General features: G+C 41.5%; 22 protein-coding genes and 1 other annotated feature. All 22 genes read right to left on the reverse strand.

The features are described from left to right. Positions 1–188: 188 nt before the first annotated feature. The 22 genes from pyrE to spoIIGA all read right to left on the reverse strand — a co-directional run bounded on the left by pyrE (position 189) and on the right by spoIIGA (position 22,973). Entirely contained in the window at positions 189–797 is a 609-nt protein-coding gene (pyrE, locus tag ACFQ19_RS14425; RefSeq protein ID WP_379593243.1) for an orotate phosphoribosyltransferase, read from the reverse strand. Then, positions 787–1,476, reverse strand: a complete 690-nt coding sequence (gene pyrF, locus ACFQ19_RS14430; protein WP_379593245.1) for an orotidine-5'-phosphate decarboxylase — start codon at positions 1,474–1,476, stop codon at positions 787–789. The genes pyrE and pyrF overlap by 11 nt, the downstream gene beginning before the upstream one ends. Beyond that, positions 1,473–2,387: a dihydroorotate dehydrogenase gene (locus ACFQ19_RS14435; protein ID WP_379593247.1), complete on the reverse strand. Its 915-nt coding sequence runs from the start codon at positions 2,385–2,387 to the stop codon at positions 1,473–1,475. Before ACFQ19_RS14435 ends, pyrF begins: the two co-directional genes overlap by 4 nt. Continuing rightward, positions 2,384–3,139, reverse strand: coding sequence for a dihydroorotate dehydrogenase electron transfer subunit (locus ACFQ19_RS14440; protein ID WP_379593249.1), 756 nt, complete (start codon positions 3,137–3,139; stop codon positions 2,384–2,386). The genes ACFQ19_RS14435 and ACFQ19_RS14440 overlap by 4 nt, the downstream gene beginning before the upstream one ends. Continuing rightward, entirely contained in the window at positions 3,136–6,339 is a 3,204-nt protein-coding gene (gene carB, locus ACFQ19_RS14445) for a carbamoyl-phosphate synthase large subunit (RefSeq protein WP_379593251.1), read from the reverse strand. The genes ACFQ19_RS14440 and carB overlap by 4 nt, the downstream gene beginning before the upstream one ends. Further along, complete coding sequence (locus tag ACFQ19_RS14450; protein WP_379593253.1) at positions 6,332–7,432, reverse strand: carbamoyl phosphate synthase small subunit; 1,101 nt, start codon at positions 7,430–7,432, stop codon at positions 6,332–6,334. The genes carB and ACFQ19_RS14450 overlap by 8 nt, the downstream gene beginning before the upstream one ends. Continuing rightward, positions 7,425–8,708 (reverse strand): dihydroorotase, encoded by a 1,284-nt coding sequence (locus tag ACFQ19_RS14455; protein WP_379593255.1) that lies wholly within the window; start codon positions 8,706–8,708, stop codon positions 7,425–7,427. Before ACFQ19_RS14455 ends, ACFQ19_RS14450 begins: the two co-directional genes overlap by 8 nt. Continuing rightward, entirely contained in the window at positions 8,665–9,594 is a 930-nt protein-coding gene (locus ACFQ19_RS14460; protein WP_379593257.1) for an aspartate carbamoyltransferase catalytic subunit, read from the reverse strand. The genes ACFQ19_RS14455 and ACFQ19_RS14460 overlap by 44 nt, the downstream gene beginning before the upstream one ends. A 152-nt stretch (positions 9,595–9,746) precedes the next feature. Beyond that, entirely contained in the window at positions 9,747–10,295 is a 549-nt protein-coding gene (gene pyrR / locus ACFQ19_RS14465; protein WP_379593259.1) for a bifunctional pyr operon transcriptional regulator/uracil phosphoribosyltransferase PyrR, read from the reverse strand. A 166-nt stretch (positions 10,296–10,461) separates the two neighbouring features. Further along, the gene (locus tag ACFQ19_RS14470; protein WP_379593261.1) at positions 10,462–11,373 is read right to left on the reverse strand and encodes an RluA family pseudouridine synthase; all 912 of its coding nucleotides are present in this window, start codon (positions 11,371–11,373) and stop codon (positions 10,462–10,464) included. After that, positions 11,370–11,840, reverse strand: coding sequence for a signal peptidase II (gene lspA / locus ACFQ19_RS14475; RefSeq protein WP_379593263.1), 471 nt, complete (start codon positions 11,838–11,840; stop codon positions 11,370–11,372). The genes ACFQ19_RS14470 and lspA overlap by 4 nt, the downstream gene beginning before the upstream one ends. Before the next feature lie 1,307 nt (positions 11,841–13,147). Further along, entirely contained in the window at positions 13,148–15,901 is a 2,754-nt protein-coding gene (gene ileS / locus ACFQ19_RS14480; RefSeq protein ID WP_379593265.1) for an isoleucine--tRNA ligase, read from the reverse strand. 79 nt (positions 15,902–15,980) lie between these two features. Continuing rightward, positions 15,981–16,198, reverse strand: a binding site (T-box leader). Between the two features lie 90 nt (positions 16,199–16,288). Then, positions 16,289–16,792, reverse strand: coding sequence for a DivIVA domain-containing protein (locus ACFQ19_RS14485; protein WP_379593267.1), 504 nt, complete (start codon positions 16,790–16,792; stop codon positions 16,289–16,291). An 82-nt stretch (positions 16,793–16,874) separates the two neighbouring features. Then, entirely contained in the window at positions 16,875–17,657 is a 783-nt protein-coding gene (locus ACFQ19_RS14490; RefSeq protein ID WP_379593269.1) for a YlmH family RNA-binding protein, read from the reverse strand. 15 nt (positions 17,658–17,672) lie between these two features. Further along, positions 17,673–17,933 carry a YggT family protein gene (locus tag ACFQ19_RS14495; RefSeq protein ID WP_379593271.1) on the reverse strand — a complete coding sequence of 87 codons (261 nt, stop codon included), beginning with the start codon at positions 17,931–17,933 and terminating at the stop codon, positions 17,673–17,675. A gap of 6 nt (positions 17,934–17,939) precedes the next feature. Next, a complete protein-coding gene (locus ACFQ19_RS14500; protein WP_379593273.1) occupies positions 17,940–18,377 on the reverse strand; it encodes a cell division protein SepF in 438 nt (145 codons plus the stop codon). A 15-nt stretch (positions 18,378–18,392) separates the two neighbouring features. Beyond that, complete coding sequence (locus ACFQ19_RS14505) at positions 18,393–19,073, reverse strand: YggS family pyridoxal phosphate-dependent enzyme (protein ID WP_379593275.1); 681 nt, start codon at positions 19,071–19,073, stop codon at positions 18,393–18,395. A gap of 1 nt (position 19,074) precedes the next feature. Beyond that, a complete protein-coding gene (pgeF, locus tag ACFQ19_RS14510) occupies positions 19,075–19,905 on the reverse strand; it encodes a peptidoglycan editing factor PgeF (RefSeq protein WP_379593277.1) in 831 nt (276 codons plus the stop codon). 106 nt (positions 19,906–20,011) lie between these two features. After that, complete coding sequence (locus ACFQ19_RS14515; RefSeq protein WP_080874827.1) at positions 20,012–20,272, reverse strand: YlmC/YmxH family sporulation protein; 261 nt, start codon at positions 20,270–20,272, stop codon at positions 20,012–20,014. 143 nt (positions 20,273–20,415) lie between these two features. After that, positions 20,416–21,198, reverse strand: a complete 783-nt coding sequence (sigG, locus tag ACFQ19_RS14520) for an RNA polymerase sporulation sigma factor SigG (RefSeq protein WP_379593279.1) — start codon at positions 21,196–21,198, stop codon at positions 20,416–20,418. Positions 21,199–21,319: 121 nt separating this feature from the next. Beyond that, the gene (gene sigE, locus ACFQ19_RS14525; RefSeq protein WP_379593281.1) at positions 21,320–22,039 is read right to left on the reverse strand and encodes an RNA polymerase sporulation sigma factor SigE; all 720 of its coding nucleotides are present in this window, start codon (positions 22,037–22,039) and stop codon (positions 21,320–21,322) included. Positions 22,040–22,052: 13 nt separating this feature from the next. Further along, a complete protein-coding gene (gene spoIIGA / locus ACFQ19_RS14530; protein WP_379593283.1) occupies positions 22,053–22,973 on the reverse strand; it encodes a sigma-E processing peptidase SpoIIGA in 921 nt (306 codons plus the stop codon). Between the last annotated feature and the right edge of the window lie 909 nt (positions 22,974–23,882).

Raw genomic sequence — 23,882 nt, forward strand, 5'->3', positions numbered from 1 at the left:
CTCCTTATTCCTATTGTATAACAATTTCTTTTTGTTTTCTTTTCTTTAATTTGTAATATTATTGATCATACTTCATTTTCAAATAACAAGACTGTAATTTAATAATACCTTGCTTGATTCCGGATTATTTATATTATTCACACAAAAAGGACATGATCCTCTTTTCAGAATCACGCCCTTTTATATTCCTACAGTTCACTTCTCCAAGCAAGCACAGTCTCTTTTTCCTTTTCCGTCAGTTTATTCTCTTCTATCAACAGTTCTAACAATTGATCAAATCCGGTAATCGATTGATGTGTATATCCAGCTTCTTCAAACGCTTTTTCCGCTCTTGGAAGTCCATAAGAGAAAATGGAGTATATTGCTGTAATGTCAGCTCCGTCCTGTTCCAGTGCTGCAGCAGATTGAATAGATGATCCGCCGGTGGAAATCAAGTCTTCAATAACGAGAACCTTTTTCCCTTGTACGGATACTCCTTCGATCTGGTTTTCTTTTCCGTGGCCTTTTGGTTTGGAACGCACGTAGACCATTGGCAAGTCAAGTTCTTCCGCCAGCCAAGCTGCATGCGGAATACCCGCAGTTGCACAGCCGGCAATAACTTCCGGCTGGACAGCACTCTTGTTCACCATCTCTGCAAATGCATGAATAATTTTTTTGCGGACAGCAGGATAGCTCATGGTTAAACGATTATCACAATAAATAGGAGATTTTAATCCGGATGTCCATGTGAAATAGTTATCTGCATTTAATTGTACGGCTTCGATTGCTAATAAGTCTTTTGTTATGTTATTTTCCATGCTGCCACTCCTTCATTACTTGCTCATATGCTTTTCTCGGATTTTCCGCTTTGGTAATGCTTCTGCCAACCACCAGAAAATCGCTGCCCTGCTGTTTGGCTTCTTCCGGTGTTGCTACCCGTTTCTGATCATCCTGGGAAGAATCGGATAACCGGATGCCGGGGGTTATAGATAAGAAATCTTCTCCGCAATGCGCTTTAATCATCGGCACTTCATGGACAGAACTGACTACTCCATCAGCTCCTGCTTCTTTTGCCAAAGATGCAAAACGGATAACGTTCGCTTCTACATTCCCCGGCAAGCCAAGCTCCTGCTCTAACACCGTATTGTCCATGGACGTAAGTATGGTCACAGCCATCAACTTGGTGGAGGAACCTGCCAGTCCCTGCTTTGCCTGATAAATCATTTCCTTTCCGCCCATTGCATGAATCGTTACGACATCTACGTTCAAAGAAGCAATATTTTTCATTGCCTGATGCACGGTATTTGGAATATCATGAAGCTTTAAATCCAGGAAAATCGAATGATTATCTGCCTGCAGCTTTTCAATAATAGCCGGCCCTTCACGATAAAAGAGTTCCATGCCTAATTTCACAGGAACTCCGGCTAAATCATTTCTTTTTAAAAATTGTTCTGTTTCTGTCCATGTTGAAAAATCTAAAGCGACAAAAACGCTCATACGTGTACACTCCTTCTATCTATCACATCTTGCACAGAAGTATATTGATACTTCGTTAACGTTTCCGGAAGGGCCTCTATTATATCGACACATGCAAAAGGATTCTGGAAATTTGCTGTTCCGACTGCGACAGCATCTGCCCCAGCCTGCAAAAATTCCAGCACATCTTCTGCTGCAGAGATGCCCCCCATGCCGATAATCGGTATAGATACCTGCTGCCGCACTTCATAAATCATCCGAATCGCAATCGGTTTTATGGCCGGACCGGATAATCCGCCTGTCTGATTGGCAATCAATGGTTTACCAGTTGGTAAATGCAGTTGCATCCCTGTTAAGGTATTAATCATGGACAATCCATCTGCACCAGCCTCTTCCACAGCTTTAGCCATTGCTACAATGTTGGACACATTCGGTGACAGCTTGACATAAACAGGAAGATTACTTACCTCTTTCACTGCTGCCGTTACTTTTTTAGCCATTTCTGGATCTGTTCCAAATTGAATACCGCCTTCTTTTACATTGGGACAGGATATATTTAATTCTAATGCTTGAACCCCTTTAGCCTCGTTAAATGCTTCTGCAACAAAAACATATTCCTCTAAAAAGCTTCCTGCCACATTCGCAATAATCGATGTATCGTATCCGGCCAGTCTTGGAACTTCGTCAGCAATAATCCGTTCTACACCGGGATTTTGCAGCCCGATTGCGTTCAACATGCCAGAGGCAGTTTCTGCAACACGGGGCGTAGGATTTCCGGGACGTTCAAATTGCGTCGCCGCCTTCATGATGACAGCGCCCAATCGGCTCAAGTCATAGAATTCACTATATTCTTTGCCAAAACCGAAACAGCCGGATGCCGGCATAATTGGATTTTTTAATGTTAGACCAGGTAATGTTACTTCCAAGTTCATAAAATAACCTCCTGCGCAGAAAATACGGGGCCGTCACTGCAAATTTTCTTGTAGCTATTATCCACTGTCGGCAGCACACAAGCCATACAAGCACCGACACCACAGCCCATTCGTTCCTCAAGCGACACTTTTCCTGTTGTATCTTTTAATTCTGTAGTCACGGCACGGAGCATCGGCAGCGGGCCACAGCTGAAATATTGATTAAATTTGCCCACTTCAGGGAATACATGGGTCACAAACCCTTGATGCCCATAAGAACCATCATTGGTAACAACATACGTTTCTGCGATCTCCTTGAATGCATCTTCATAAAAGACATAATCCTTTGACTGAAATCCCAGTACAGCCACCAGCTCTACATTCTTTTCACTTAAACGTCTGGCCAGGTGGTAGATGGGAGGAACCCCGATTCCTCCACCTACTAACAGGATACGCTCTCCTTCTTTTACATCCTCTATAGAAAAACCATTTCCACTCGGGCCAAGTACGTCCACATTCATTCCCGGGTGGTAGGATGCTAAAGCTTTTGTTCCATCGCCGACTATTTTAAATAAAATGGTTACTGTTCCTTCTTTCGGATGTACTTTTGCAATCGAAATCGGTCTCCGTAATGTAAAACCGGGAACAAGCAAGTGCAAGAACTGCCCTGGCACAGTCTGTTGACTGATTTCCGGTTGATACAAGGTCATCTCAATCGTTTCTTTCGCAATCGTATCCACCGTTAATACTTTCATTTCATATCTTTTCTTCATGATTGTTTCACCTTTTTTCTATCCATAGACTGTGCTATAAATGTCGTTGAATCAATAACATTGATAATTGCATTGACGGTATCCAGGCTGGTCAGACATGCTATACCGTGTTCCACTGCTTGCCGGCGGATTAAGAAGCCGTCCGATCTTGGTTTTTGCCCAGAATTCAGTGTATTGATAACAAATTGGACGTTTCCTTCTTCAATAATGGAAAGAACATTCGGCTCATCTACACCGACTTTTCCTACTTGCATAACAGGAATATCGCCTTTTTCCCGAATAAAAGCAGCTGTACCCTGTGTTGCATAAAGAATAAATCCAAGTTGATGGAAATGTTCCGCCACTTCCAAAATTTCAGCCTTGTCTTTATCCGCGACAGTTAATAACACACCGCCTTCTTGCGGGACTTTTAATCCAGATGCCACAAGTCCTTTGTACAATGCTTTTTCTAATGTTTTATCATAACCGATTGCTTCCCCGGTAGATTTCATTTCCGGCCCAAGAATGGTATCTACACTGCGTAATTTTTCAAAGGAAAATACCGGAATTTTGACAGAAACAAGGTCTTGTTCCGGTAAAATACCGGTCTCATAGCCCATGTCAGCTAATTTTTCACCCAGAATACATTTCGTTGCAATATTGGCCATTGTGACGCCAGTAATTTTACTCAAGAATGGAATTGTTCTGCTGGCTCTTGGATTCACTTCCAGGACATACACTTCTTCCTCACGGATAATGAACTGAATATTGATAAGTCCTTTTACGTTAAGTGATTGGGAAATTTTCACGGCTGCATCTAAACATTTTTCTTTCACCGTTTCACTCAATCGCTGCGGCGGATAGACAGCCATAGAATCGCCGGAGTGCACCCCTGCACGTTCGATATGCTCCATAATTCCGGGAATAATCGTTGTTTCTCCATCACTGATCGCATCTACCTCTGCTTCCATTCCTGTTACATATTTATCAATTAAAATCGGATGTGCCGAGTCAGCACCAGCTGTTTTTGCTAAATAATTATCCAGTTCTTTTTCATTATATACAATTTCCATACGGCTGCCGCCAATAACATACGAAGGCCGGACCAGCACCGGATAACCAATGTCATTCGCTGTCTGCACTGCCTGATCCAGTCTTGGTACAGCTTTTCCCTGCGGCCGGAGCAAGTCCAGACCGTCTAGTAAAACTTCAAATTTATCCCGATCTTCTGCACGATCAATGGCTTCCAGGTCAGTGCCTAAAATTTTTACATCGCGTCGTTCCAGCCCATCTGCCAGGTTAATCGCTGTTTGTCCGCCGAACTGGACAATCACGCCTTCCGGTTTTTCCAGCTCAATCACATGCATGACATCTTCCAAAGTCAGCGGCTCAAAGTATAGTTTATCCGAAATCGTAAAATCAGTTGATACCGTTTCTGGATTATTATTCATAATAATAGCTTCATAACCAAGCTCTTTAATGGCGAATACAGAATGTACCGTCGCGTAATCAAATTCAATGCCCTGTCCGATTCGAATGGGGCCGGAGCCAAGCACTAAGATTTTCTTGCGGTTCGTCACTTCTGATTCGTTTTCCGTTTCGTAAGAGCTGTAGAAATAAGGTGTTTCTGATTCAAATTCTGCCGCACAAGTATCTACCATTTTATAAACAGGGAAGATATGGCTTTCTTTTCTTAATGCATATACCTCATCCTCAGAAATGCCCCATAGTCTGGCAATCTGCACATCTGCAATGCCCCGTTCTTTAGCTGCTTTGAGCACGGGGACATCATGCTTATTGTCAACTAGCGTTTTTTCTATTTCTATCATTTTATTCAAACTGTTTAAAAAGAAGCGGTCAATCTTTGTCATATCAAATATTTTATCCACTGAATAGCCGCGGCGCAATGCTTCCGCTAACAGAAAAATACGTTCATCATCTGGACGTTTTAAGCGTTGATCCAATGTCTCCTCTTCCAGTTCTTCCGCTTTTGGCAGGTACAGCTCTTCGGTACCCATTTCCAGCGAGCGGACGCCTTTCAGCAAGGATTCTTCTAAATTCCGGCCGATCGCCATCACTTCTCCGGTCGCCTTCATCTGTGTCCCTAAACGGCGGTCTCCGGAAGTAAATTTATCAAATGGGAAACGCGGGAATTTCGTTACGACATAGTCTAATGCCGGTTCAAACATGGCATATGTTTTACCCGTAATGGGGTTAATGATTTCATCCAATGTGTAGCCGACCGCGATTTTCGCAGCAATTTTGGCAATCGGGTAACCAGTTGCTTTCGATGCCAGTGCAGATGAACGGCTGACACGCGGATTTACTTCTATGATATAGTATTGAAAGCTGTATGGATCCAGCGCCAGCTGAACATTACAGCCTCCTTCAATTTCTAAAGCACGGATAATTTTTAGCGAAGCATTCCGTAACAAATGATATTCACGGTCCGTTAATGTTTGTGACGGGGCAACCACAATCGAATCTCCGGTATGTGTACCGACCGGATCGATATTTTCCATGTTACAAACAACGATGGCCTGATCCTTATGGTCACGCATCACTTCATATTCTATTTCTTTAAAGCCTGCAATGTTTCGTTCCACCAGGCACTGATGAACCGGAGAAAGGGCGAGACCGTTATATGTAATTTCTTTCAACTCTTCCTCGCTGTAGCACATTCCTCCGCCTGTGCCGCCGAGCGTGTATGCCGGGCGTACAATCAGCGGATAGCCAATCTCATTTGCAAATGCAACAGCTTCCTCCACCGAATGGACAATATCACTTTCCGGTACCGGTTCATGTAATTCATTCATTAACGTACGGAATAATTCTCTATCCTCCGCTTTTTGAATCGATGATGGAGCAGTTCCTAAGAGTTGCACATGATGCTCCTCTAAGATTCCTTTGCGAACCAGTTCCATGGCTAGATTCAAACCGGTCTGGCCGCCCAGTGTAGGCAAAATCGCATCCGGATGTTCTTTTCGAATAATTTTTGTTAAAAATTCTTCCGTTAAAGGTTCCATATATACTTTATCTGCAACGGTATTATCCGTCATAATCGTTGCCGGATTGGAGTTAGCCAGAATCACTTCATAACCTTCTTCTCTCAATGCCTGGCAAGCCTGCGTTCCGGAATAATCGAATTCTGCCGCTTGACCGATAACAATCGGCCCGGATCCAATCACGAGAATTTTTTGAATATCTGTACGTTTAGGCATGAATAGAAACCTCCCGTTTTTTCACTTGCTGCTGCATCATTTCTAAAAAGGTATCAAATAAATAGTTGGTATCTTCAGGACCCGGAGAAGCTTCCGGATGATACTGCACCGAAAACGCCGGATAGGTGGTATGTCTTACACCTTCTACTGTATTGTCATTAATAGCTGTCTGCGTTAATGTCAGTCCCGTATTTTCCAGCGATTTCGGATTGACTGCATAACTGTGATTCTGCGAAGTCAAGTATGTTTTATCATTCTCTAAATCTTTCACAGGATGATTCGCGCCCCGATGACCGAACTTCATTTTGGTTGTGTTCGCCCCGCAGGCTAATGATAACAACTGATGACCAAGACAGATGCCAAAGATCGGTATTTGGCCGAGGATTTCTTGAATCATATCAATGGCTTCCGGTACATCTTTTGGATCTCCCGGTCCATTGGTCAGCATAATGCCGTCCGGACGCAGACGAAGAATATCCGCTGCATCATAATTATAAGGAACGACTGTAATCTGGCAGTCACGTTTCGTTAACTCTCGAAGAATACCATGCTTCGCACCAAAATCAACTAATACAACCCGAAATCCTCTTCCCGGCACCACATACGGCTGGCTTGTCGAAGTCTGTTTCACTTGGTCGGTCCGAAATGCCGTATGTCTCACGGTTTCTATTGCATTTTCTATATCTTCTTCCGCAGAAACAATTGCTGCTTTCATTGTGCCATGCTTCCGGATAATACGGGTTAATTTTCTGGTATCAATTCCTGCGATCCCGGGTATATGATTCGCCTTTAAAAAGCTGTCGATCGTTTCTTCATTTCGAAAATTCGAAGGCTGTTCACTGTACTCTTTAACAATCATCCCATGAATAAATGGCGTTACCGTTTCATAATCATCTCGATTAATGCCATAATTGCCGATTAAAGGGTATGTCATGGTAACAAATTGACCGCAATAACTCGGATCTGTCATTACTTCTTGATATCCGGTCATTCCTGTGTTAAATACAATTTCCCCTTTAGAAAGCACTTCACTTCCAAAACCGTATCCTTCAAAAACCGTCCCGTCCTCCAAGATTAAATGACGTTTACGCATGGACCTTCTCCTCAAACACGACTTCCCCGTTTACAATTGTCATAACAGGTAATCCCGTTACTTCCCAGCCGTGGAAAGGTGTATTTCTCCCTTTGGAAGCAAATTGATACTTGTCAATCTTTGCTGTCTTTTCCAAATCGATAATCGTTAAATCTGCAGGTGCACCTTCTTCCATCGTTCCATATGGAAGTCCGAAAACATCCGCTGGTTTTTTCGTCATTCTATCTAATAGTTCAGATAAGCTCAGTACATTTTTTTGTACCAAATGGGTGTATAAAAGCGGGAAAGCTGTTTCTAAACCGACAATGCCAAATGGCGCTCCCAAAAATCCATTTGCTTTTTCTTCTTCGCCATGAGGAGCGTGGTCTGTCGCAATAAAATCAAGCGTGCCGTCTAAAAGCCCTTCAATCAGCGCTTCCTGATCATCTTTCCCTCTTAATGGCGGGTTCATCTTGAAATTCGCATCATTTTCTGTGACATCTGTTTCATTTAAAATCAAATGATGTGGTGAAACCTCTCCAGTTACTTTAATGCCTGCTTTTTTCGCATCGCGGATAACACGTACAGATTCTTTTGTACTGACATGGCATACATGGTAGTGGCAATCCGCTGCTTCTGCTAATAAAACATCTCTGGCAATTTGTACAGATTCGCTTAACGATGGAATGCCCGGAAGGTTCAAGCGTTTGCTTACTTCTCCATCATGTGTCACACCGGCGTAAACAAGGGAATTATCTTCACAATGCGCCACGATAGCTGCACCGCAAGCCGCTGCTTCTTTCATAGCCTGCAGCATCTGATTCGCTGTCTGAATACCTACCCCGTCATCTGTAAAAGCAAATGCACCCTGGTCGAACAATGCTTTAATATCGGAACGTTCTTCTCCTTTTAGGCCTTTGGTAATCGATGCATAAGGCAGAACACGGATGACAGCATCTTCTTCTATTTTTTGCAAGAGCTTTCCTAAAGATGCCTCACTGTCAGGTACCGGATTGGTGTTTGGCATACTGCATACGGTTGTAAAACCGCCTCTTGCCGCTGATTGTGTACCAGTTTGAATGGTTTCTTTATATTCCCCGCCCGGCTCGCGCAAATGAATATGCACATCAATCAAACCCGGCGCAACCAGATTATTTTTCGCATCAAGCAGTTGATCTACCTCTTCGGTTACTTTCGGTGCTACTTGACGTATTTTCCCGTCTTCGATAAGCACCTCACAGTTTTCCAATTCATTAGATGATGTTAAGCATTTTGCGTTCGTTAATTTCGTTTTCATGAATAATCCCCCATTCTTTTAATACATGAATTAAAATAGCCATTCTGACATAGACACCATTTTCCATTTGTTTAAAAATACGTGACTGTTTACTTTCTACCAGTCTTGTATCGATTTCTACTCCCCGGTTAATCGGAGCTGGATGTAAGATAATTGCGTGTTTTTGCATTTTTGCTGCTCTTTCCATTGTTAATCCATAAAGCGAGAGATAATCATCGGTTTCGGTTTTAAAAACATGGCGTTCGTGCTGGATTCTTAACAACATGACCGCGTCTGCAATCTCGACAGCTTCATCCATGGTGATGTACGGATATTTCAAAGAATAATCTTCAAAGCCCGGTGCTGCACTGAAGTAAACCTCAGCTCCTAATTTTTCCAAAGCATGTGCGTTGGACTTCGCTACGCGGCTGTGAACAATATCTCCTGCAATCACAATCTTTCTTCCTTCAACACTGCCGAATTCCTGATACATTGTCAGTACATCCAGCATACATTGGGTAGGATGTTCTTCTTTGCCGGAACCCGCATTAATGACTGGGATATTCAGCTCTCCTTCTTTCTCAATATCTTCCATCCAGTAATCAGATGGATGACGGACAATTAAGAAATCGGCTCCTATAGCTTCGAAAGTTTTTGCTGTATCATATAACGATTCACCTTTTATCAAACTGGAACCTTCTTTATGCAAATCCAATACGTCTAACCCGAGTTTTTTCTGCGCTACCTCAAAACTTATTTTCGTTCTTGTGCTGGGTTCAAAAAACAGATTTGCGGCAAATAGCTGCTTGTTAATTGTTCTTGGCGATGTTCTAATTAATTCAGCCTCTTTAAGAATTTGGTTCATGGTTTCTTTCGAGAGTTGTTGCATCGAAATAAAATGTTTCACGATTCATCTCTCCTTTTGGTGTCATTTTTATATTTGTCAGTAAAAAAGCTCCCTGCAAAGGTTGCAGAGAGCTAGACGAATACCCGGACGTATGTCCTGCATTCGCTATCTGGAACAACCTTTCAAACCTCTCTGGATTTGATTAAAAGTTATCATGTATGCTTTTCGTAAATGGAAACAAGATCAACTTGATCTGCTTCACTCAGCTGAACAACAACAATTTCCTGTTCAGAAGTGGGGATATTCTTGCCGACGTAGTCAGCCCGAATCGGCAGTTCGCGGTGACCCCGGTCTATCAAAGCCCCCAGCTGGATAGTTGCCGGTCTGCCGACATCCATCACAGCATCCATCGCTGCGCGGACCGTTCTGCCTGTGTAAAGTACATCATCAATCAAAATAACTTGTTTATTTGTAATATCCATGTCAATAGAAACCGAGTTGATTTGCGGATCTTCGAGATGGTCTTTTTTCTCTAAATCATCTCGATACATGGTAATATCCAGTTCACCAAATGGAACTTCCACTGCTTCAATTTGCTTGATCTTTTCTTGAATACTTTTGGCCAGCGGAACGCCTCTTGTTTTAATTCCGATTAATATGAGGTTTTCTCCGCCTTTATTCTTTTCCAGAATCTCATGAGACATTCTGGTTAATGCTCTGTTGATTGCGGCAGCATCAAGAATCTCTGTTTTTTTCTTCAACCCGGTCCACCCCTTTCTACATGAAAAATGCCCTTTTCCTGTTATTGGAAAAGGGCATACGTGTAACGTAAGTAAACTTGCTCATCGCAGCCTTCCTAGCCTCACAGGACTATTGTTAAAGGGCTTCATTTGTTGTTACTTATTATGTCAGAATATGCGGAGCCTGTCAATACTTTTTACGGATTTGGTCGAGCACTTCTGTAAAAATCGCAGGAGAAGCAGCTTCAAACGTCATCCACTGTTCTGTTCTTGGGTGTATAAAAGCTAATTGCTTCGCATGCAGCGCCTGCCCTTGTACATCCAAGGTTTTTCGCCGGCCGTATTTCGGATCCCCGACAATTGGAAAGCCGATATAATGCATATGCACACGTATTTGATGGGTTCTGCCCGTTTCTAACTGACATTCGACATGGGTATACTCTGGAAAATGTTCTAACACTCGAAAATGCGTTACAGCTGGTTTCCCATTATCAACAATTCCCATTTTCTGCCGGTCTTTCGGATCTCTGCCGATAGGTGCATCAATTAAGCCGGTCTCATGACCAATTTCCCCATGAACAATTGCTTCATACGTTCGCTTTAATGTCTTTTCCTGCAGCTGTTCAGATAAGTGCTGATGGGAAAAATCATTTTTGGCTACCACTAACAACCCGCTGGTATCCATATCAATCCGGTGTACAATTCCCGGCCGCTCCACACCATTAATCCCTGATAAATCCGTGCAGTGATATAACAGCGCATGTACCAATGTTCCTGACTGATGACCTGCGGAAGGATGGACAACCATCCCTTTAGGTTTATTTACCACCAGCAAATCGCTATCCTCATAAACAATATCCAATGGAATATTCTCCGGTTCCAGGATAAGCGGTTTTGTTTCAGGAATTTCCCAAGTAATAACATCATCAGCCAGGCATTTGTGATTCGCTTTTACTGCCTCGCCATTTAATTTTACATTGCCTGTTTCGATCCAGCTTTGAATTTGTGAGCGGGAATGGTCTTGTAATAAATCAGACAGAATTTTATCCACCCTTTTTTTATGCTCTGTTTCTGTTACTGTATGTTCATGTACGGTCATTTTTTCGCTTTGCCCCGCTTTCTTTCATCTAATATAATCGCAATGATGACCATGATAACTCCAATTGTCAGGGAAGCATCTGCGACATTAAATATTGGAAAATTATAATTAAAAATATAGAAGTTCGCAAAATCTACCACTTCCTGATATAAAATGCGATCGATAAAGTTTCCTGCCGCTCCCCCTATCAATACACCGACGCCTGCAGCAATCAGACGATCCTGTTTTCCATGTGTATGTAAAAAGTATATCAACCCAATCATAACAATTACCGTTATAATATAAAACAGACTCATTTGCCCTTCCAGAATCCCCCACGCTGCTCCAGAATTCCGGTGCGAAGTAATATAGAAAAAATCATTGATAACCGGGATCGATTCCCCTATTTCCATTCTTGTAGCCACCAGCCGCTTTGTCCATTGGTCCATCCCAATTAAGACAAGGGCAATCAAATAATATCTCCACATATTCATATCTCCAATCTAAGGAAGTCTTTTTTATCGCAGTGTAACTGGCTATAAGACTCCCACTTCAAAAAATGAATGAAAATTTTATTTCTAAGTGGGAGATCCAACAGCCAGTAACGGCCCGATTCGTTCAACTAACCTTCAGTGGGGGGTGAAGGAACCCTCCACTGAAGGAAGTTTCACTTTATCTTATCCTTTCTGCTGGTAATTTTCAAGGAACAACGATGGAGAAAAAGAATATGGAAAAGGTGTTTCACAACAATAGCGGGTTCCATTGACCATCCATGAAAACATCGTTCTTATACAGGGAGAGTATGAACTATAGATCATTCTTATGAAAGGGTATAACCTAACTCATCTTGCGCACCTAAGTATAAGCATATAAACCTTGCTGTTCCAGGATGAACATGACATCTATTATCATGCTTGCTTTTCGTTAAAACATCGTTCTATTTTTTGAACAGGATATGGTGTATAGCTTCCGCTCCGGCCAACCACTCCGCTTTCCATGGGGACGGCTTCAGCTCGCCCTGTTCCCATAGAAGTCTACGTGGTTGGCCTGCGCTCTAATAGGATGCTACAGCGTTTGGAAGAAATAACATCCTAATAAAGCGAGATGGAATAATAGCTTTCATGCACAGAAAGGAATGATTGCGGAACATTTTTACCATGCACCACGAAAAATGTGTTCTGTCTGATCTACGTTTATTTGTTCATCTATTTCATGCATAGAATACCCCACAAGCGGAGGCGGACCGTTTTGACTCCTGAAAGGAAAGCGGAAAGCGTCGTTTAAAAACGTAACAACTGGACCGAAGCAACTGAGATAAAGGAATCACCGTGAGTTTACGAACGGATGATGACTTTCACCCGCGGGGCATAAGTGCGACTTTAGCTCTGTCTGCGCCTGCCGGCTTGCCAATCGCTAAGTCTTCTTTATCGTAGGGCGCTCTCGGGAAGTTGTCTAGTTTTTGACGCTTGTAGCTGGACGAGGGATCAGCACCCTCTGAAGATCCACTTTTGCCAAGCGATCTTCTTGGCAAAAGTTAGCTGAAGAGCGTGCCCCTAGGCAGACTAAAGTCGCAACGTCCTGTTGCAACGTCTGCACTAGTACGTCCTGTACGTCGGAAAGCAAAACGGTCCGACGCACCGGTCGCCTTACACCTCACCTTCTCCTCTTTGTCAACAGCTTTATGGAAGAAACGATCATCCTCTGTTCCTATGGAATGGTAGTTACTTTTTAAAGTGCAAAGGAGGAGTAACCTAAAAAAAGAGCCAGCTCATAGAAAGCCAGCTCTTTTTTTACTTTAATCCGTATAATTTTCTTCCACAACACTTGCACATCTTGCGCATAGTGTTGGATGATTCTGATCTTCGCCCACGGTTTCAGAAGAGACCCAGCAGCGTTCACAAGTTTCACCCGGATGTTTTTCAACTTTTACTTCTACATAATCATATGCTTTACCAATTCCTTTTTCACCGGTAACAACTGCTTCAGACACAATAAAGTACTGATGCAGATGTGCAACATTGTCAAGCACCTGTTTTGTCTGCTCATCAAGCGGCGCTAATGTGATCTTTGCTTCCAATGATTTACCGATCACTTTTTCACTTCTAGCTTCTTCCAGAGCTTTCAGAACATCATCTCTTACTTCCATAAAGTGATCCCATTTTCCGACAATCTCTTCGGAACCTACAACTTGACGCGGTTCAGGAATGTCTGTTAAATGAACTGTTTCGGCTTCCACACCAGGAATATATTCCCAAACTTCTTCCGTGGTATGCGGAATAATCGGAGCAAGCAATTTCACAAGTGCTGTTAAGATTTCATAATATCCTGTTTGAATACTGCGGCGACGCGGATTATCAGCTGCCTCAATATAAAGAATATCTTTCGCAAAATCTAAATAGAAAGAGCTTAAATCAACAGCACAGAAATTATGAACCTGACTGATAACCGGTGCAAATTCAAACTGCGCATAATTCTCATGTGCATTTTTTAAGACTTGCTGCAGGCGATGAAGCATATAGCGGTCTACTTCTTCCAAATCTTCATCCTTCACGCGATCCTTGCTCGGATCAAAATCAGCAAGATTTGCTAATAAGAAACGGAATGTATTCCTGATTTTACGATAACTTTCCGAAGTCTGTTTTAGAATGGCATCCGAAATGCGCACGTCTGCCTGGTAATCAACACTAGATACCCAGAGACGCAAAATATCAGCGCCTAATTGTTTTTGTACTTTTGAAGGGTCCACGGTGTTCCCTAATGATTTACTCATCTTACGTCCGTTTCCATCAAGTGTAAAACCATGACTGATAATATTTTTAAATGGTGTTTTGCCAGTCACAGCTACCGATGTAGATAAGGATGAATTAAACCAGCCGCGATACTGGTCACTGCCTTCTAAATACACATCTGCAGGACGAGCGAGCTCTTCCCGGTTTACCAATACACCTTCATGAGAAGAACCTGAATCGAACCATACATCCATAATGTCAACTTCTTTTGTGAATTTACCATTAGGGCTGTGCTCAGATGTATATCCTTCTGGCAGTAAATCTTTGGCTTCTCTCTCAAACCATACATTGGAACCATATTCACGGAAGAGTTCTGATACATGCGCAATCGTTTCATCGTTAATGATTGGCGTACCATCTTCCCCGTAAAATACCGGAATCGGAACACCCCATGCGCGTTGTCTGGAAATACACCAGTCTTCCCGGTCTCTTACCATATTATAGAGTCTTGTTTCGCCCCAATGCGGATACCAATTTACTTGTTTGATTTCATCCAGGATATCCTGACGGAAGTCTTTAATCGACGCAAACCACTGGGATGTCGCACGGAAAATGGTTGGTTTTTTCGTTCTCCAATCATGTGGATAAGAGTGTGTAATAAATTCCAAGTTTAACAACGATCCATTTTCCTCTAATTGTTCTGTAATCACTTTGTTTGCAGCGTCATAGAATAAACCTTCAAAGCCTGGTGCTTCACTGGTGAACACCCCTTTTTCATCTACCGGACAAAAAGCATCGATGCCATAACGGCGGCAAACATAAAAGTCATCTTCCCCGTGACCCGGCGCTGTATGAACACAGCCGGTTCCGGCGTCTGTTGTTACATGCTCTCCCAACATCACAAGGGATTTACGGTCATAAAACGGATGTTGTGCTTCCACGCGGTCCGCTTCCTGTCCTTTAAATGTCTTCACAACAGTGACATCTTCCCAGCCTAATTCTTCTTTCACATCTTCTAATAAAGCTTCAGCAACAATATACTTTTCATCATTCACTTGCGCTACCGCATAGCTTAAATCAGGATGTAAACTGATGCCTAAGTTCGCAGGAAGTGTCCAAGGTGTTGTTGTCCAGATAATCATTTTCTCGCCGCCATCTAGCACATCTTTTCCATCTGTTACTTCAAATGAAACATAGATAGAAGGAGAGCGTTTATCTTGGTACTCGATTTCCGCTTCTGCAAGCGCAGATTCTGAGGACGGAGACCAGTATACCGGCTTGAGACCTTTATAAATATAACCTTTCCGAGCCATCTCACCAAATACTTTAATTTGAGAGGCTTCATAATCCTTTGTTAACGTAATGTACGGCTCATCCCAATCGCCACGCACACCTAATTTTTTAAATTGTGTACGCTGATTGTCAATTTGTTGCAGCGCGTATTCTTCACAAAGCTTACGGAATTCAGCTACAGACATTTCCTTCCGTTTTACTTTTTTCTTCGCTAAAGCTGTTTCAATTGGCAACCCATGTGTATCCCACCCCGGCACATAAGGAGCATAGTAGCCGGTCATAGATTTATAACGGACAATGAAATCTTTTAAGATTTTATTCAAAGCATGCCCGATGTGAATGTCACCATTTGCATATGGCGGTCCATCATGCAAGACAAATAATGGTCTATCCTTTGTACGTTCCAGATTTTTTTGATATTGATTGTTTTCTTCCCATTTCTTTTGGCGCTCCGGCTCTTTATTCGGAAGATTTCCACGCATTGGGAAAGCTGTTTTTGGCATTAATAATGTTTGTTTATATTCCAAGATATTCCCTCCTGTAATGTTCATCACATGTTGAAATGTTTTATAATGTTTTTAAATACAAAAAGAGTCCTCTAATCCCTAAAGGGACGAGAAGACTCGCGGTACCACCCTTATAAATTTAATGACAGGCATTAAATTCACTCGATATCCGTAACGTGGACAGCCGGCTGTTCCTACATCATTTTCGTAACAGCTACTCCAGAGTGATTTTCTAAAAGCATTCTGCATCAGGCTTCCACCATCCCTGACTCGCTTGGGCAAAATAACCTTTTATACTTTCTCTTTCTTCGTATTTATTATAAAATCATATCATTTTTATATGAAACTAATGTTACAAACGCTACACTTGTATGAATTATATGTAATATATACATTTAAGTCAAGTTTTTACGATTCATGTTCCATCAGTTCAAAATCTTCATCAACCTCTGTATCAAACAATTCTTCCCAATCGTCTGTACCAAGCATTTCTAACTGTGCCTGGACGAGCATGCGCATTCTTGAACGGAATACTTTTGCTTGTTTTTTCAATTCTTCTACATCCAGGGAAATTTTTCGTGCTTTGCTTAATGATTCATTGACAATACGGTCTGCATTTTTTTCTGCTTCTTTGATTATTAATTTGGCTTCTTTTTCCGCACTGCCTTTCACATCTTCAGCTGTTTCCTGAGCAACCAGAATCGACTTATTTAATGTTTCTTCAATATTCGTAAAATGCCCCAGTCTCTCTTGAAGCTCTTTTGCCTTCTGATCCAGTTCATCTCTTTCACGTATGACAATTTCATAATCTTTCATCACTTGATCGAGAAATTTATTGACTTCATCTTCATCATAGCCTCGGAATCCTCTTGTAAATTCTTTATTATGAATGTCTAATGGTGATAATGCCACCATCTCCACCTCCCTAATCGGTGCTTTTTAGCTTTCTGTTTCTTTCTCCATTATTCAATAATTCCGGTTGGATTTCCACTATTTATTGTAATTTCGCGACTGTCATTTTGATTTTATCTTTTTTCGTTCTCCCGCGAATCGCTGCTACCTTACTCCTGCCTTTTCCCCGGACAGAGAGCATGTCCCCTTCTTGCACTTGGAATTTCACATCATCCACTACCCGGTAATTAACCTTTACATGAAGTTTTTGAATCAATACAGCCGCATCTTTCCGAGACATGCCATATATCTCTTTTACTACTGTATCCAATCGCAAGGATGAAATAGTTCTCTCGTATTCTTTCCAGGCTTCTTTACTTGCAAGAAGCGAGGTAAGTGGTGTTTCCTTGAAAGATATACGGGATTTTTTAATCGATGTCAAATTCATCTTGATAAAAGGAACAACCTCTCTTGCCGCCAGCAAATGAACTTTTCCATCCGCTACCAGGATATCACCAAGTTTTTTACGCTTTACGCCCTGGGACATAAACGCCCCCATAACATCCCGATGTTCCAGATGTACGAACTTTTCGGGATAAGCGGCCTCCAACAGCTCTACTTGGAACATATCCTCTGTGATGGTTTCATACACAGGGGCAATCACAATTCTCTTGCGCTCACTATACGCAGAACCGCCAAATGCTTCCACCTGTAATTCATCCTGATTGACACCGATAAGCATTTGCACAATTTCCTGTTCACGCGGATCCAAAAAATCGGTCAATTTCGGGATATACGATCGCTCCACCTGATCTTTCCAAGAAAGAACCTGATCAATAAAAGGCTGCTCTTCTTTTCGAAAATGCTGATAAACTTCCATGGTCATCCCTTTCTTTCTATCTTACATCATTGCAAGCTGCATAAAGCCCATTCTGGCAAAATACAATAACATAATCGCAACAATCGGAGAAAAATCAATCATGCCAAGCGGCGGAATAAACTTACGAAATATCTCCAAATAAGGCTCACAAATTTTTGAAAGCATTTCTCCAAATTGCGACTCTCTTGCTCCAGGGAACCAAGACATAAAAATATATATAATTAATGCAAAGCTATAAATGTTCAAAGCTATACTTATTAGTGAAACGATTTGTCCCAACATCAGCTGTTACCATCCTTTATCATAATCTTCCTGTTCATATAACATTTCTGAAATGCTTCCGGTAATCTCTACGTTATCCGGTGTACAAAGAAATGTTTCTGATCCCAATTTTTGAATATCTCCTTTCACGGCATAAACTGTTCCGCTAAGAAAATCTACAATCCGCTTGGCTTGCTGATGGTCAACACGCTGCAAATTGATGATTACTGCACGTCTGTTCGCAATATTATCTGCAATGTCCTGTGCTTCATTATAATTTCTGGGTTCAGCCAAAACAACCTTTGAATTCGTATTTTGTATACTGGAAAGGTTCACAACATTTTTACCTGCTGCCGTTTTCTCCTGAACAGAGGGGGTTTCTTCTGGCTGTTCTTCCTCCTCATATTCATACTCATATTCGTCATCCATCGTGAAATAATTTTTAAGCTTCTTTTTAAAGCTCATTCTTTGCACCTCACTTTAAAATTCTTTGCCGACCAGCCTGGTGCCTATCCGAATATGTGTCGCACCTTCCTCCACAGCAACTTGATAGTCATTACTCATCCCCATCGATAAATAGTCACATGGTGCATGATGGAAGTTCTGCTTCTGGATATGGTCGCGCAGCAACCGCATTTTTTTAAACAGCGGACGGGTATCTTCCGGATTGTCAACATGCGGTGCCATGGTCATTAAACCAACCACACGTATATGTTCCAATGCTGCTAAGTCTTTTATGAATGATTCCACTTCTTCTTCTGCTAATCCATGCTTCGATTCCTCGCCGCTCACATTCACCTGAACAAAACAAGGAACGGTTTTTTGACTTCGTTTATTAATCTCTTTTGCCAAAGAATATCTATCCAATGAATGGATATAATCAACATGATGAATGATATCTTTTACTTTTCTGGATTGCAGAGATCCAATAAAATGCCAGCAAGCACGATCTCTCAACTCTTTATATTTCGCTAAAAAGCCTTCATCTCTATTTTCTCCCAGATTTGTTACCCCGGCAGAAACAGCTTCTTGTGCTCGTTCTATTGTAACATATTTCGTCACAGCGATAATATGAATATCTTCTTTATTTCTGCCAGCTTTCTCTGCAGCTTGTTCGATATCAGCCTGAATTTCCATAAGGTTTTCTCTTACTGCAACCATTCTAATCCTCCATTACTCCTTCTGTTTCTGCAAAGCCGATAAATCCCAACATTCTTCCTGTTTTTCCATTATCACGACGATGCGAAAAGAATAGCTCCTCATCTCGATATGTACAATATTTTGTTACCTCTATATTATGACGAAAGATGCCAGATTGTACAAGGATATCGACATTAAGGTTTTTTAAATCCAAAAGATATTGATGAGGTGATACTTCCTCTGTATATTTTTGTTTCTGCTCCTCAGTCAAGTACGAAATCACGTTATCATCAACGATATAATGCTCCTTAGAAATACTTGGACCGACTGTGACCTTCACATTTTCTAACGACGCACCTGCTTCTTGTAATTTTTGTACCATTTCCCAGGCAATTTGTCCAACCGTACCTTTCCAGCCAGCATGAGCTATCCCGGCTATTCTTGCTGCTGGATCTACAAAAAATAAGGGAACACAATCGGCAAAAAAAGCCGTTCCCAAGATAGAATCGGTTGCATTAATAAGCAGACCGTCAACTCCGGGTATACTGGAATCATAGGAAACACTTCCCTTTCCGGCATCTTCACTGCCTGCCGGGTACACTTTTATTCCATGTACTTGTTCACCGCAAATCCATCGGTTTAATGGTAGATGCAGCTCACGACCGAGGATACGCCGATTTGCTAATACTTTTTTCTCTTCGTCTGCTACATGGAGCCCCATATTTAATTGCCCGAAGGCTCCTTCACTGACACCGCCATTTTTTGTTGTAAATCCTGCGACAAGACCGGGAATTTCTGTTTCCCATGCGGACAAATGCAGTCTTGTCTCACTTTTCTGCTGAAATGGCTCCATGTTACTTCCCTCTTTTCTCCTGATGTTCTAGGTTATTTCTAAACACGACGATATACTGCCATTCAATTTGTGTCTTATTTTAACACATTATATCGATAATTTCTCCTTAATCTTCTGTATAAAGATCCGGCCCTTTTACTTTTTCCACTAAAATTACATCTTCCCCAATCCGGACAATTTTTTCCCAAGCAATAAAAAGCTCTCCAGCTTTGGCAAACATGCCTGATTTCTTTCCTTTCGCTTCCGCAATGATGGCAATAATTCTTCCAGTTCTTCCGTCGATCTCTAAATCGATAATATGCCCTAATCTTGTTCCATCGTCCATCACAATCAATTCTTTTATTTGTAAGTCAGATAGTTTCACCATTCCAGCTCCCTCCTCTTCTTATTCTATGCATGGACAGGAGGTTTTTTTCATAAAAATAAAAAGAGCTGTTTTCCAATTCTATAACAAGATAAAGAAGAATTTTTACATCAAAAAAGCCTCACCGCGCAGGCAAGGCTTTGCAATCATTCGAACATTTGCTTATTCATCTGATGAATCGCCCCTTTTTCAAGTCTGGACACTTGGGCTTGGGATATGCCAATCTCATCCGCCACTTCCATTTGTGTCTTTCCTTGAAAAAAGCGTTTATTTAATATCATTTTTTCTCTGGAATTTAATCGGTGCATGCCTTCTTTCAGGGACAGTTTATCTGCCCAAGTAGAATCTTTATCTTTATCATCACTCAACTGATCCATCACAAAAATCGGATCGCCGCCGTCATTGTAGATTGGTTCAAACAGGGAAACCGGATCTTGTATCGCATCGAGCGCAAAAACAATTTCCGCCTGCTCTACATCCATTTCCTTAGCAATTTCAGCCGGTGATGGGTCTTTAGACGTTTTACTGATTAATTGTTCTCTGACCTGCAGAGCCCTGTAAGCAATATCACGTAAAGATCTGGATACACGAATCGGATTATTATCCCGCAAGTACCTTCTGATCTCACCAATGATCATAGGAACAGCATAGGTGGAAAAACGTACATTATGGGATAAATCAAAATTATCAATTGATTTCATCAGGCCGATACAACCAACTTGAAATAAATCATCAACATATTCGCCGCGGTTATTAAAACGCTGAATCACACTAAGAACAAGGCGTAAATTGCCATTTACTAATTCTTCCCGGGCAAACATATCGTTTTCTTGCTGCATTCGGATAAATAACTTTTTCATTTCATCATTTTTAAGTACTGGAAGTTTTGATGTATCAACCCCGCATATTTCAACTTTATGTCTTGCCATTCATGAAAACCTCCCCAATCTTAGATGCTGTTCATGGACAGTATCTCCCCGGGAAAAGTTTTTATGCAGGAAAAACATGTAAAAAAAGTTGTCATATGCGACTGATTATTGCCATAGCAAGTTAAACCATTTTATTAAATTCTTTTTTTAGACGACGTATAATTTTCTTCTCTAATCGGGAAATATAAGACTGGGAAATGCCAAGCATATCCGCTACATCTTTCTGCGTTTTTTCGTCATCACCAACTAGTCCAAAGCGCAATTCCATGATTTGTTTTTCACGTGCATTGAGTTTGCCAAGCGCTGATTTTAATAATGACTTATCCACATTTGATTCAATATCTTTCGTGATAATATCTTCCTCTGTGCCCAGCACATCGGATAATAAAAGTTCATTGCCGTCCCAATCAATATTCAGCGGTTCATCAAAAGAAACCTCTGTCTTTAACTTATTGGTTCTGCGCAAATACATCAAGATTTCATTTTCGATACAACGGGAAGCATAGGTTGCGAGTTTAATCTTTTTTTCTGGATTAAATGTATTCACAGCTTTAATCAGCCCGATTGTACCTATACTAATTAAATCTTCAATATTAATTCCTGTATTTTCAAATTTTCGGGCAATATAAACAACTAACCTTAAATTTCTTTCAATGAGCATCGATCGTGCCGTTTTATCTCCTTTAGGCAGCTTTTGTAATAGTTCCTGTTCTTCCTGCTTTGTCAGAGGGGGCGGTAATGCCTCGCTCCCGCCGATGTAATAGATTTCTTTAGGCTTGATTCCTATCTTTCTAAGAAATTGATACCAGCGCAATTTAAGTTTAAATTTCCAAATAGCCATAACACACGCTCCTTTATGCTGTTTGTATAATAGATTGCTTCACAATAAGGGGATGAAGCAGACAATGATATTGCCCATCCCTTTCCAATACACCAAATTGGATGCCAATTAATACATTTGCCGTCTCTAAAACCTCATTATTATAAAAAATTGTCATTTTTTCCGCCCGGATTGCCAACATAAAAGAATGAGCGCCATCTACTCCCTGATAAGGAACCAGATGCAGTTTGTCTTCCCAATTCTTAGGAAGTCTGCTGAAATCCAGATTCTCTTTCACATGTTGTAACTCTTCCCACACTTCATCATCAAACCATTGTTTTAAAAATGGCTGATCACAAATGACAACAGGTTGTTTCGTCAATGGATCGACAAGCTGATTTCCACTGTCGATATAACCAATGGATTCAAAAGACTGATGATTGATGGTTAATATAACCTTATGCATCTCATCATATTTCACTTTTTCTCCAACATGCTCGTCCATCCGCCGCTTTGTAAAATACCAGATAATTGGAAAGCAGGTAATAACAAAAATCCAGCTGACCGGGTCGCCATAGCCTTGATTAAATGTGACAATCCCCTCCAAAGAGACAGTCACCGGGCGCTGCAAGAAAAAGTGAATCGCCATTAACCCTCCTCCGATAGCAAAAGATACAAAATAAAAAAGGAGTGTCAGCTTGATAAAACGGTACAGACTTTTAAAGCCGAATGTACTGCAAATAATGACAAAAGAATATACCAATTTGCCTGCAACATGATTAAAAAACGAATCAGGAAAATAGATTGTCAATGGAACAATGCATGAAGCAACAAAAGCACCAAAAAACAGGCGGATTTTTTTCACTGGTTTGCGGGCAAGTATCTGTACGAGCATCAGCAGCATTAAATCAACCATAAAATTTAATGCCCAAATAACGTCTAAATAAATAGACAATCCGTACTGCACCCCCCCTAAGTTTTACTGCTGACCAGATGGATTTATTACCTTCTATATATCTGATTTTTATAGAATGAAAGTAATATATGTTGAAAAGTATAGACAATCTGAAGAAAAAAGTCTGTCAATTCTTGTATGCAAAAAGAAGCTATTTAACACTTATTCTTAAGAATCATGTCTAATGATTTTTGAGTCTTCGCCAAAAACGATAAGTGATAAATTTGATTGATGTTAGATAAAGGCGACCGCTGCGTCGGATCGTTTTGCTTTCCGACGTACAACGGTTTTTGATGGGGCTAGTAACCGCAACCCCAGGACGTTGCGACTTTAGTCTGCTTACGGGCACGCTCTTCAGCTAACTTTTGCCAAGAAGAGCGCTTGGCAAAAGGGCATCTTCAGATGGTGCTGATCCCTCAGGAGTCAAAACGGTCCGCCTCCGCTAGTGGGGTATTTCATACCGGTGAAGTAGCTGAACAAATAAAAATAGATCAGACAGAACACATTTTTCGTGGTGCATTGTCAAAATGTTCCGCGATCATTCTTTTCTGTGCATGAAAGCTATTATTCCATCTCACTTTATCAAGATGTTATTTCTTCCGAACGCTGTAGCATCCTATTAGAGCGCTGGCCAACCATGGAGACTCCTAGTCGGCTAAGACCGGTCACGTCCTGTGACCAACGGCCGACACTAGGACGTCCTGGGACTGCGCTTACTCGCCCCACCGAAAACATTTGTCCGTCGTGGGAACAGGGCGAGCTGAAGATCCACTTGAAAAGCGGGTTTCTTTTCAAGTTAGCTGAAGCCGTCCCCATGGAAAGCGTAGTGGTTGGCCGGAGCGGAAGCTATACACCATACCTTGTTCAAAAAATAGAAGGGGGCTCTAACCAAAAGCAAGCATGATAATA

The sequence above is a fragment of the Oceanobacillus locisalsi genome (assembly GCF_042675985.1).
Lineage (GTDB): Bacteria > Bacillota > Bacilli > Bacillales > Amphibacillaceae > Oceanobacillus > Oceanobacillus locisalsi.